This is a genomic window from Frankia sp. CoWAU3, assembly GCF_977971855.1.
Genome location: NZ_CDWWXB010000044.1, coordinates 10,686 through 20,847, shown reverse-complemented (window position 1 = coordinate 20,847; position 10,162 = coordinate 10,686). Strand labels below are relative to the sequence as shown.

General features: G+C 70.6%; 7 protein-coding genes. 3 read left to right on the top strand and 4 right to left on the bottom strand.

Annotation, left to right across the window (positions count from 1 at the left end; all coding sequences use genetic code 11):
- The 3 genes from AC08ON_RS06725 to AC08ON_RS06715 form a co-directional block, all read left to right on the top strand.
- The coding region (locus AC08ON_RS06725; protein WP_476616638.1) for an AraC family transcriptional regulator at window positions 1–1,063 on the top strand (1,063 nt) is incomplete at its 5' end.
- A 743-nt stretch (window positions 1,064–1,806) separates the two neighbouring features.
- Entirely contained in the window at window positions 1,807–2,685 is an 879-nt protein-coding gene (locus tag AC08ON_RS06720; protein ID WP_476606720.1) for an undecaprenyl-diphosphate phosphatase, read from the top strand.
- A 204-nt stretch (window positions 2,686–2,889) separates the two neighbouring features.
- The gene (locus AC08ON_RS06715; protein WP_476606717.1) at window positions 2,890–5,559 is read left to right on the top strand and encodes an HAD-IC family P-type ATPase; all 2,670 of its coding nucleotides are present in this window, start codon (window positions 2,890–2,892) and stop codon (window positions 5,557–5,559) included.
- A 22-nt stretch (window positions 5,560–5,581) separates the two neighbouring features.
- Here the strand turns inward: AC08ON_RS06715 and AC08ON_RS06710 are convergent, their stop codons facing one another.
- The 4 genes from AC08ON_RS06710 to AC08ON_RS06695 all read right to left on the bottom strand — a co-directional run.
- On the bottom strand, window positions 5,582–7,912 hold the full coding sequence (locus tag AC08ON_RS06710; protein WP_476606716.1) for a bifunctional copper resistance protein CopD/cytochrome c oxidase assembly protein: 2,331 nt from the start codon (window positions 7,910–7,912) through the stop codon (window positions 5,582–5,584).
- A 4-nt stretch (window positions 7,913–7,916) separates the two neighbouring features.
- On the bottom strand, window positions 7,917–8,690 hold the full coding sequence (locus AC08ON_RS06705) for a copper resistance CopC family protein (RefSeq protein ID WP_476606715.1): 774 nt from the start codon (window positions 8,688–8,690) through the stop codon (window positions 7,917–7,919).
- A gap of 167 nt (window positions 8,691–8,857) precedes the next feature.
- The gene (locus AC08ON_RS06700; RefSeq protein WP_476611210.1) at window positions 8,858–9,916 is read right to left on the bottom strand and encodes a hypothetical protein; all 1,059 of its coding nucleotides are present in this window, start codon (window positions 9,914–9,916) and stop codon (window positions 8,858–8,860) included.
- 50 nt (window positions 9,917–9,966) lie between these two features.
- Window positions 9,967–10,162: HypC/HybG/HupF family hydrogenase formation chaperone (locus tag AC08ON_RS06695; protein ID WP_476616637.1), on the bottom strand; the 196-nt coding region annotated here is incomplete at its 5' end.

The following is a 10,162-nucleotide window of genomic DNA, read 5'->3' as shown; positions in this document are numbered from 1 at the left end:
CATCACCGAACACTTACGAATCTACGAGACGTACGACCTCGTCGATGTACCCCATCGCGACCGTCCTGGACGCTGGGAGGAGATCCTGGGCAGCGCGGTGACGCCATTCCACACTGATGTTCCTCCAGGGCGATTACCCTACTGCGCCTCGATTGAGCGTCGCTGGTTCGATGACATCGCGCTGCTGGATATCGCATGTGATCCGTGCAGGGGTGAACGTAGTCGAAATCTGATCAGCCGGACCAGCGAGGACAATATCGCGATATTCTTCGCTACCGCTGGGACTGAACGGCTTGCCATCGAGGACAAGAAGATTGTTGTCACTCCAGGAATCTTCGTCATCTGGAACAGCATGCAAAAGGTGCGGTTCGAAGTTGTCGAGCACTTCCGCAAAGTTACCCTGGTAATCCCAAGGGTGGCGCTGGAAGAGGTCTTGGAGAGCCCGTGGTTGGAAGCCGACCTCGTGGTGGATGTGAACGCTCCCGCGATTAGGTTGCTGCGCAGCTATGTCGCATCACTTGCCGGCCTCCCGCACGAGGTTCCCGCCCCCACCATAACGGCGGCCCGCAACGCGGCACTGGAGCTGGTGGCCGCGGCGGTGCGCCCCGAGGCCACGTTCACGAGTGCGATCGCTGGGGAAGCGCTGCGGCTCGCAGTGGAACGCTGGATAGCTCGGAACCTTGGCCACCGCGACGTCAGCGCCGCCGCGGCGGCCGCTGCGCAGTGTGTGTCTGTCCGCACGCTGCAGCGCAGCTTCGCCGCGACAGGAAACAGCTACAGCGCCGTCGTCCGCTCCCAGCGACTCGCACGAGCCCGCCGGGACCTGATCGAGGGATCATGCTCCATTCAGGCGATCGCCAGCCGTTGGGGTTTTGCGGACACGAGTCACTTCTGTCGAGAATTCAAACGGCTGTATGGTGCGACGCCGACTTGTTACCGTGATTCGGTCGCCTTACCGTTCGCCCACGTGGGAGATCCCGATTTTCGGGACAATCCGGACGGTGGTACGCAGCCCTCCGGAACCTCCAGAACCGCGTCCCAGACCTACAGGCCGCATGGCTGATCGTGTCGTCCGTCCGTCCGGCACTGGTCCCGGATGTCCAGGACGGGCCGGACTGGCGGCGGGGCAGGTCGGGTTGGGTCGGGTCTGGTCGGGTCGGGTCGGATCAGGCGGGGCGAGCGGCCGGTTGGCCCAGCCAGCGTCGCACCAGACCGGTCAGAAGCAGGATCACGGCCGTTCCGACCACTTCAATGATCACATTCGCGAGCAGGTGACTCATCGTGTAGCCTCCCAGGCGTACCGTGTCGCTCCCCGACCCTGATCGGGGCGCGCCAGACCGCCACGAGGCGGGCGGTCTGTACTTCCGGGTGACACGGTGCGGGTCGCAGATGAACAGAAAGTGAGCGATTCCGTTCGGTTGTATGGCCAGAGCGTGAACCCGCTCGTTTGTCGCGGTCCGTGACTGTCCGACGAACCGCCAGGTCAGCCCATGTGGGGGCCTGCTGCGGGGTGGACTCGGCCCGATCCGGCCGAACCCCGATCGGACCAGGTCGATCGGACCAGGTCGGAGGATCGGAGAAGGCGGGGACGCCGTCACCCAGCATCCGCCCGCATTTCACCCTTCGCTACGGTGAAGCCGTGGTCGGGTATGCGTGGATGACGCGAACAGGCCGGGCGCGGAGCCGGCAGACCAATCGTCGTTCGGCGTGGCCTCCGGACCCGGCGGCCTCGCCGGACGGGCTGAACGGACCGGATGGACCGGATGAACCGGACTCGTCTGGCTCGTGGGCCAGGTCGGCGCGTCGATGAACTTCCTCGAGGGAACGGTCCTCGGTCTCGTTCAGGGGCTCACCGAGTTTCTCCCGGTCTCGTCCAGCGCCCACCTGCGCATCGCTGCCGCGCTCGCCGGCTGGGAGGACCCGGGCGCCGCGTTCACCGCCGTGACCCAGATCGGCACCGAGACCGCCGTGCTGATCTACTTCCGCAAGGACATCGCCCGCATCGTGGCGGCGTGGGCGCGCTCGCTCACCCGCCGGGAGATGCGTAAGGACCCCGACGCCCGGACGGGCTGGCTGGTCATCCTCGGCACCCTTCCGATCGGCCTGCTCGGGGTGACGCTGCAGGACGCCATCGAGGGTCCGTTCCGCGACCTGCGGCTGATTGCCACGACGCTGATCGTGCTCGGCCTGATCCTGGGCGGCGCGGACTGGTACGCCTCGAAGGGGCGGCCGCAGGGTCGTCATTCGCCGCTCCGCCCGCGCAAGGTGCTTGAGGACTTGTCGGTGCGTGACGGGCTCCTCTATGGTCTCGCCCAGTCTGCCGCGCTGATTCCCGGCGTCTCCCGGTCCGGTGCGACGATCAGCGGGGGCCTGCTTCTCGGCTACACTCGCGAGGCTGCGGCCCGGTACTCCTTCCTGCTGGCGATGCCGGCGGTGCTGGCGTCCGGGGTCTTCGAGCTGCGTTCCATCGGTGGGAAGGATGCCGACGTCGCCTGGGGCCCGACGATCCTCGCCACGTTCGTGGCGTTCGTCACCGGCTACGCCGCGATCGCATGGTTCCTGCGGTACATCTCGACGCGCAGTTTCGCGCCCTTCGTGCTGTATCGCGTGGGGCTGGGGCTGCTGCTGTTCTCCCTGCTGGTCGGGGGTGCCCTCAGCCCCGACGCCGGTGCCCCCCCGGGCTGAACGGGCGGGGAGCCCCAGGCGCGACCCACGCGCCTACGGCCGTCAACTACGGTGGGGGTCGGCGGTCCGCGTGTGCAGACGGTGGAGGCATCTACGGGACATATCCAAACGAGTCCGAGACCCGCCCGAGGTCGGTCGGGAAACCGATAACGATTCCGCTGCCAAGCCTCCGGCAGCGGCCGCGACGGAGCGTGGAGGGACACCATGGTTCGGCGAGGGGCCGCGGGAGCGCGGCTGTCTCCGGGACGGCTCGACGACCGGAACCCGGCGCCTCCCAGCGATTCCGCGTCCGCCGCCGGGGCCGGGTCCGGACCCATCGCGATCGGTCGATCCGCCGCCGGGTTGACCGCCGCCGAGGTCGCCGAACGCCTCGCGGACGGCCGCGTCAACGACGTGCCGGTCCGCTCCAGTCGCTCGCTGCGCGACATCATCCGTGCGAACGTCCTCACCCGGATCAACGCGATCATCGGTGTTCTACTGGTCTTCGTCGCCATCGTCGGTCCATTCCAGGATGCCCTGTTCGGCGGCGTGATCATCGTGAACACCCTGGTCGGCTTGTTCCAGGAGCTGCGGGCGAAGCGCACCCTGGACCGGCTCGCCGTGGTGGGGGAGTCCCGGCCCGTCGTGCGGCGTGACGGTGTCACCCGCGAGCTCCCCGCCGCCGAGATCGTGCTGGACGACGTGATTGAGCTCGGCGCCGGCGACAAGATTCCCGTCGATGGTCTGGTCCTGGCGGCCGATCACCTGGAGGTCGACGAGTCGCTGCTCACCGGCGAGGCGGATCCGGTGCACAAGCAGCCCGGTGACATCGTCATGTCGGGCAGCTTCGTCGTCGCGGGGTCGGGGGCGTTCCGGGCGACCCGGGTTGGCCGCGAAGCCTACGCGGCCCGGCTCGCCGAGGAGGCGAGCCGGTTCACCCTGGTGCGCTCCGAGCTGCGGGGCGGCATCAGCACCATTCTGCGGGTCGTTACCTGGATGATTATTCCGGCCGGCATCGCGCTGATCGTCAGCCAGGTGGTCGTTAACGACGACGACCTGCCCGAGGCCATCCGCCGGATGGTCGCCGGACTCGTGCCGATGGTGCCGGAGGGCCTGGTGTTGCTTACGTCGGTCGCCTTCGCGGTCGGCGTGGTACGGCTGGGCCGGCGGCAGTGCCTGGTGCAGGAACTGCCCGCGATCGAGGGGCTGGCCCGCGTCGACGTCGTCTGTTTGGACAAGACCGGCACCCTCACCGAGGCTGCGATGGACGTCGTGGAGCTGCGGATCGTCGAGCCGGGCACCCTCGTGCCGAGCGTGCTCGGCGCCCTCGGCGCGGCCGACAGCCGGCCGAATCCGAGCATGCAGGCGATCATCGATGCCTATCCCGCCCCGCAGGGCTGGCAGGTGCGGGCGGACGCGCCGTTCTCCTCGGCGCGCAAGTGGAGCGGCGCGACCCTCGCCGCCGTGGGCGGGACCGAGGGCACCTGGCTGCTCGGCGCGCCCGACGTGCTGCTGGCGGCCGGTGACCGGGTGCTCGCCACCGTGGACGAGTACGGGGCGCAGGGCCTGCGGGTGCTGCTGCTCGCCCGGTTCGGCGCGTCGCTGGCGGACGCGCTGGTGGACCCGGCGACGGTGCCGGCCGGCGTCGTCCCGGTGGCGCTCGTGGTCATCGCCCAGCGGCTGCGGGCGGATGCCCCGGATACCCTGCGGTACTTCGCCGAGCAGAACGTCGCCGCCAAGATTCTCTCGGGGGACAATGCGCTGTCGGTCGGCGCGGTCGCCCGCACGCTGGGGCTGCCCGGCGCCGACGATCCCGTTGACGCCCGCACGCTGCCGACCGACCGGGCCGCGCTCGCCGACGCCCTGGAGAGCCACTCGATCTTCGGGCGGGTCAGCCCGCAGCAGAAGCGGGAGATGGTCGCGGCGTTGCAGTCGCGGGGGCACATCGTCGCGATGACCGGCGACGGCGTCAACGACGTCCTGGCGCTCAAGGACGCCGACATCGGCGTGTCGATGGGATCCGGCAGTCAGGCGACCCGCGCGGTCGCCCAGATCGTGCTGCTGAACAACAGCTTCGCGACCTTGCCGTCGGTGGTCTCCGAGGGGCGGAGAGTAATCGGCAACATCGAACGGGTCGCGAACCTGTTTCTGACCAAGACCGTCTACTCGGTCCTGCTCGCGATCGTGGTTGTGATCACGCAGGTGCCGTACCCGTTCCTCCCTCGGCATCTCACGCTCGTCGGGTCGCTGACGATCGGCATCCCGTCGTTCTTCCTGGCGCTGGCACCGAACACCGAACGGGCGCAGCCGGACTTCGTCGGTCGGGTGCTGCGCTTCGCCCTTCCCGCCGGGTTGCTCGCCGCCGCGGCGACGATGACGTCCTACCTGCTGTCCCGGTCGCACTTCTATGGTCATGACCTGGACGCCGAAACCTCGATGGCGACGCTGACGCTGTTCGGAGTCGCGCTGTGGGCACTGGCGATCGTCGCCCGTCCGTACACCTGGTGGCGCATCGCACTCGTGCTGACCATGGCGGTCGCGTTCGCGCTGGTCCTGGCCATCCCGTCCGGCCAGGAGTTCTTCCAGCTCTCCCTGGTGGGGACGACCGGGCCGTGGACGGCGGTCGGCATCGCGGCGGCGGCGGCGGTCCTGCTCGAACTCGTGTGGGTGATCACCCGCCATCAACTGACGGCGGTGGCCGCGCGGGTGGACCTGGAAACGGCGCGCCGCCCGTCGGTTCCGCAGAGCAACGTGCGGACCCTGCCCGCGGTGCGTGCCGAGGGTGCTCCTGCCGACGGCCCGCGGTCCGCGGCGGTCGTCCGTCCAGGGGTGGTCGTCCGTCCGGGCGGGCGGTCCGCGGCATCCGGTCCCGACGGCCCGCGGCCGGCGCCGTAGCCGGGGTTTCTCCCCGGCCTGCTTATCCGGAGGTCTCGGCCTCTGCGCTGGTCTCGTCTCCGGGGGTGGGCGAGGTCGTGCGTGAGGTGGTGGCTGTCGAGGTGGTGGCGGCCGCGGACGGCGTGCGCCGGGCTGGGCCGGCGGCGAGCTGGGCGAGGTAGGCGTTGTACGCGTCGAGTTCGGCGTCGACGTCACCAGCGGCGGCGATGCGCCGCTCCCGGGCCCGCGCCTGCCGCTCGTCCAGCCGGGACCACTGGGTGGCCAGCACGATCAGCACGACGAAGGTGGGAATCTCGCCGAACGACCAGGCGATGCCCCCGGCGGTCCGCTGGTCGCTGAGCGGTGAGACGCCCCAGGGCCGGACCAGGCGGTCGTACCAGCCCGAGCCGAGCAGGGCCGACGTGCTCATGATGGTCAGGCCGAGGAAGGCGTGGAACGGGACGACCGCCAGCAGCATCAGGACGCGGCCGGGATGTGGCAGCCGGCGGGGGAGCGGGTCGGTCCCGATCAGCAGCTCGAAGAACAGCACGCCGACCGCCAGGAAGTGCACGTTCATGTACAGGTGGCCGAGATGGTTGTGCATGAGAGTCGACAGCAGCGAGCTGAGGTAGAGCACGTAGAGGCTGCCGGCAAAGTTCGCCGTCACGAGCAGCGGATGGGTCAGGATGCGTACCGGCCAGGACCGCAGCGTCCTCAGCAGCCATTCGCGTGGTCCGGTGCGGTGCGGAGCCGTCGCGGGCCGCATCGCCCGCAGCGCCAGAGTCACCGGCGCGCCGAGCACCAGCGGGAGCGGGGCCAGCATGCTGAGCAGCATGTGCTGGCTCATGTGCACGCTGAGCAGGACCGGCCCGTACAGCCCGAGCCCGCTTGACGTGGCGACCACGACGACGAGCAAGCCGGCGAGCCAGGCAATGGTGCGCCCAAGCGGCCAGTGGGCGCCGCGTGCCCGTAGCCGGCGTAGGCCGGCGAGGTAGAGCAGGGCGGCGGTGACCGCGCCGGCGAGGAAGACCCAGTCGATGTGCCAGTCGGTGGCGAGCCGCGTGGCGGTGACCGGTGGGGGCATCGGGTATCCGAGCAGCGTCTGGGTCGGATCGTCGGGAACGAGTGCGTCGTTCACCGGCGGCGCCGTGCGGGACAGCCCGACGGCCAACCCGACCGTGGCCGTGAGAATGGTGAGCTCCACGCCGGCGATGCGCAGGAAACGAGCGACCGCGGTAGTCCTGTCGGTGCCGGTCTGGTCGGTGGTGCCGGTCTGGTCGGTGGTGCCGGTCTGGTCGGTGGGCGTCGTCACCGTGAGCCCGGCGACGACCCGGCGGCGCACCAGACCACCGAGCGTGACGGCGGCCAGCAGGCCTGCGGCCTTGAGCAGGACCAGCAGGCCGTAGCGGGTCTCCCACAACGGGGTGAAGCCGCCGAGCCGCAGGGCCGCACCGGCGATCCCGCTGATTGCGGTGACGGCCGCAGCCCCGGCCGCGAACCGGCTGTACCGGCGCAGCGCCGGGCCGAACAAGCCCGCCGGCAGCCGCACCGCGGTGAGCAGGCCGAGTAGACCACCCACCCATGCCGTGGCCGCCAATACGTGCACGCCGAGGGCCACCACGGCGATCGCATGATCGCCGGACGTAGCGGCGTGGCCAACCAGGATCGGCGGCACGATGCCGGCGACCGCGACAGCGAGCAGGGCCCCGGTCGCGGTCGTCGTCGTGACCGTACGGCCGATCACCGCGATGACGGCAGCCAGGGCCGCCACGACGAGTAGCGCCCGGCCCTGGGAGGTGGTGGAGACGAAGGAGCGTAGCGAGGAGACATCCAGGACGTCGCCGGCCGGGCGCGCCGAGATCTCGGACAGGGTGAACAGCAGCTCCACGAGGGTGGCCAGCATCCACAGAGCCGCGGTGTTCGCCGCGTACCGGCCGCACCGCCGGGCCGTGGGCGACAGGATGCCCACCCGGGACCCGTTGCCGGCCGCACCGTGTTTCGCCGGAAGAAGGACGGCGGCCGTGAGAAGCCACCCGATCGTCCCCACGGCGGCGATCCTGCCGACCAGACGGGCGAAAGGCAGTGCCCAATAGGTGAGCGTGCCGGACGAAGGCAGACCGGGCAGCCGCAGGGGGCCTGGCCCGAAACCGACGACCAGGGCCAGTGCCACGCATCCGGCCGCGACGGCGACGGGCGCCATCCGTCCGACCGCCGCCGTCCGTCCGCCAGCCGAGGTGGAGCGGCTGGCGGGGATGGTCCTGGTGAGAGCGGCGGTGTGCGGAGGAGCGGCCGGACCCGTGGGCGTGGTGGGGTCTGCGGGCGTGGTGGGGTTGTTCGTTATGGCGGGGTTTTTCCTGGCGGCGGGGGTGTCCATGGGGTCAGCGCGCTCCGGAGTGACGTCGCCGCAGGGCGAACAGGGTACCGCCACCGAGCGTGAGGATACCGGCGATCATGACGGGGAGTATCCAGCCACCGCCATCGTCACTGTCACCGTCACCGCCGGCCCCGTCCGCGGGTCCCGTGACGGCCGCGGACGGGGCCGGCGCGGCACCCGTGGTCGGACTCGCGGTGGCTGCCGGGGCCGGCGTTGTGGTGACCGGAGACGGGGGCGGGGATCCCTCCTGGCCCGCGGACGCCGTGCCGCCGGCAACGGTGAAGGCGAACTCGCCGCCGACCGGGTGACCGTCCTCGGACACGACCCGATAGGCCACCGTGTAGCGACCGTCGCGGAGAGCGGTGAGGCCCTGGTGGACGGTGCCGCCCTCGACGCGGGTGGCACCGGCGGTCACGCCGGCGCCGTCGGCCGCCGTGACGGCGACGTTCGTGTAGCGCGGGGACACCGGCTCGTTGAACGTCAGGATGATCTCATGTGGCGGGGCGGTGAGAGTGCTGTCCGCCACCGGGGTGGTGGTGACCAGGCGTGAATGCGCCGATGCGGGGGTGGCCAGTCCGAGTAGGAGCGCCGCCGGGACGAGCGCCGCTACGAGGCCAAGCGCCACAACCAGGCTGATCGCCGCGGCAAGGCTGGTGGGCCCCGTGCCGCCCGTACCACCGGTGGCGTGGGCGGCACCGGTGAGGTCGGCGAACCGGGTGCCGCCCCTCCCCGGGACTGCCGTGCGCCGTCTCTCAGTCAGCCTCGCCTCTGGTCGCACCCAGCAGATTCTACGCGCCGTAGAAACGTGACCACCGCGTCCGATCCAAGATAATCAACAATGTTGACGTCCTCCCGCGGCGCGTATCTTCCGCTCACTGTTTTCGCTGCCGTTGCTGCTGACGACCGGCCTCGGCTCATCGGCCGAGGCCGGTGGCGGGCCGGCGGTCAGCAGCCGCCGTCGTGGTCCACCGGAGCCGGCCGTGGATGATCGGGAAGGACGATCGGCGCGACGAGCACGGTGTCATGGCCGTCCGCGGTGGTCACGAGCGCGGGCCAGAGGCCGTCGTTGACGCAGTTCTTCGCGAATTCGCTGGCCCGGGCCGGGGGAGAGGCCAGGGACACGAATCGGCCCTCGGTCGTCGCGAGGAGCAGGTGCGCGCCGATCAGGGAGTGCCGCATTGCCTGTTCCCGGTGCCGCCGGCGGCGCGCCTCAAGGGAGACGTGATCCATCGCTTCCTCGGCCGGAAGATGCCAGCCCGAGGTGTTCACCAGTTCCGCCCGGAGCCGGACCAGGCGATGTGCTCCGGTCTCCCCGGTCTGATGTACCCAGGTCTGCAGTCCGGCGCTCAACCGCAGCTCTCCCTGCACGGCCCAGCTGTCCCAGGTGATGCGGGTCGGTTCCGCCTCGCCGTGGCCGCTCACGGTCTCCACCCGCCGACCGGAGGGGGCGCTGAACCGGACGGTGTGGGGCGGTCCGAGTCCCGCCGAGACGCCACCGCTCGCCGGACCGGCCAGCTCCCATGGATTTGGCCGTGGCGCGCTCAGGCGGGGCAGCCAGTTCCGCCGCGGCCCCGCGGCCGTCGGTACCGCGCTGCCGGGAGGCGCCGCCAACAGGTCTGTGACCGTCACCACATCGTCGACCTGGCGCGGGACGAACTCGTCCCAGCCGCGGGGCTCGGCATCTCCCGCAGGCCGGCAGCCTGGTGGAAAGCGGCCCCCGTCCCCGGGGTCACGATCCACGAAACGGACCGTCATCTGCAGGTAGCGCACCCGGACCCGCAGCGTGACGTCGGGGATGGCGGCGGGGCCGCACTCCAGGAGACACTCCGCGTGGGCGTGCGAACGCTCCCCCGGGTGGGCGAGGGCATAGCACGGTGGGGTCAGCACCCCGATCCGCCGGTCCGAGCCGCGCGTGATGGCGCGGTCGGGACGGATGGGCTCCTCGCGGTAGATCTCGGCGTCCGCGATCGCCGCGGTCTGGTTGAACGGCGAACGAACCGTCATTGCATCCCCCTGCCCTGGATGGGCCTGGCCCGGACGGACGAACGGATGAGCTAGAGAACGGCGATCGCCTCCCCGGCGTGAACCAGCACGGCATCTCCGGGATGGGCGTCAACCAGGGCGATGCCCACCTCCTCCGTTCCGGCGGGAGTGCGGACGACGGCGAGGGCTCCGGGCAAGAGGCGGATGACCTCCGCCTCGATGGTCTCCTCCGACCGGGCGATGCGCCCGGCCGCCTCACATACCGGC

Excerpts from the sequence above, each read along its gene's own strand:
- AC08ON_RS06710 (WP_476606716.1), bottom strand. The coding sequence starts at position 7,912 with ATGGACACCCCCGCCGCCAGGAAAAACCCCGCCATAACGAACAACCCC.
- AC08ON_RS06720 (WP_476606720.1), top strand. The coding sequence starts at position 1,807 with ATGAACTTCCTCGAGGGAACGGTCCTCGGTCTCGTTCAGGGGCTCACC.
- AC08ON_RS06700 (WP_476611210.1), bottom strand. The coding sequence starts at position 9,916 with ATGACGGTTCGTTCGCCGTTCAACCAGACCGCGGCGATCGCGGACGCC.
- AC08ON_RS06715 (WP_476606717.1), top strand. The coding sequence starts at position 2,890 with ATGGTTCGGCGAGGGGCCGCGGGAGCGCGGCTGTCTCCGGGACGGCTC.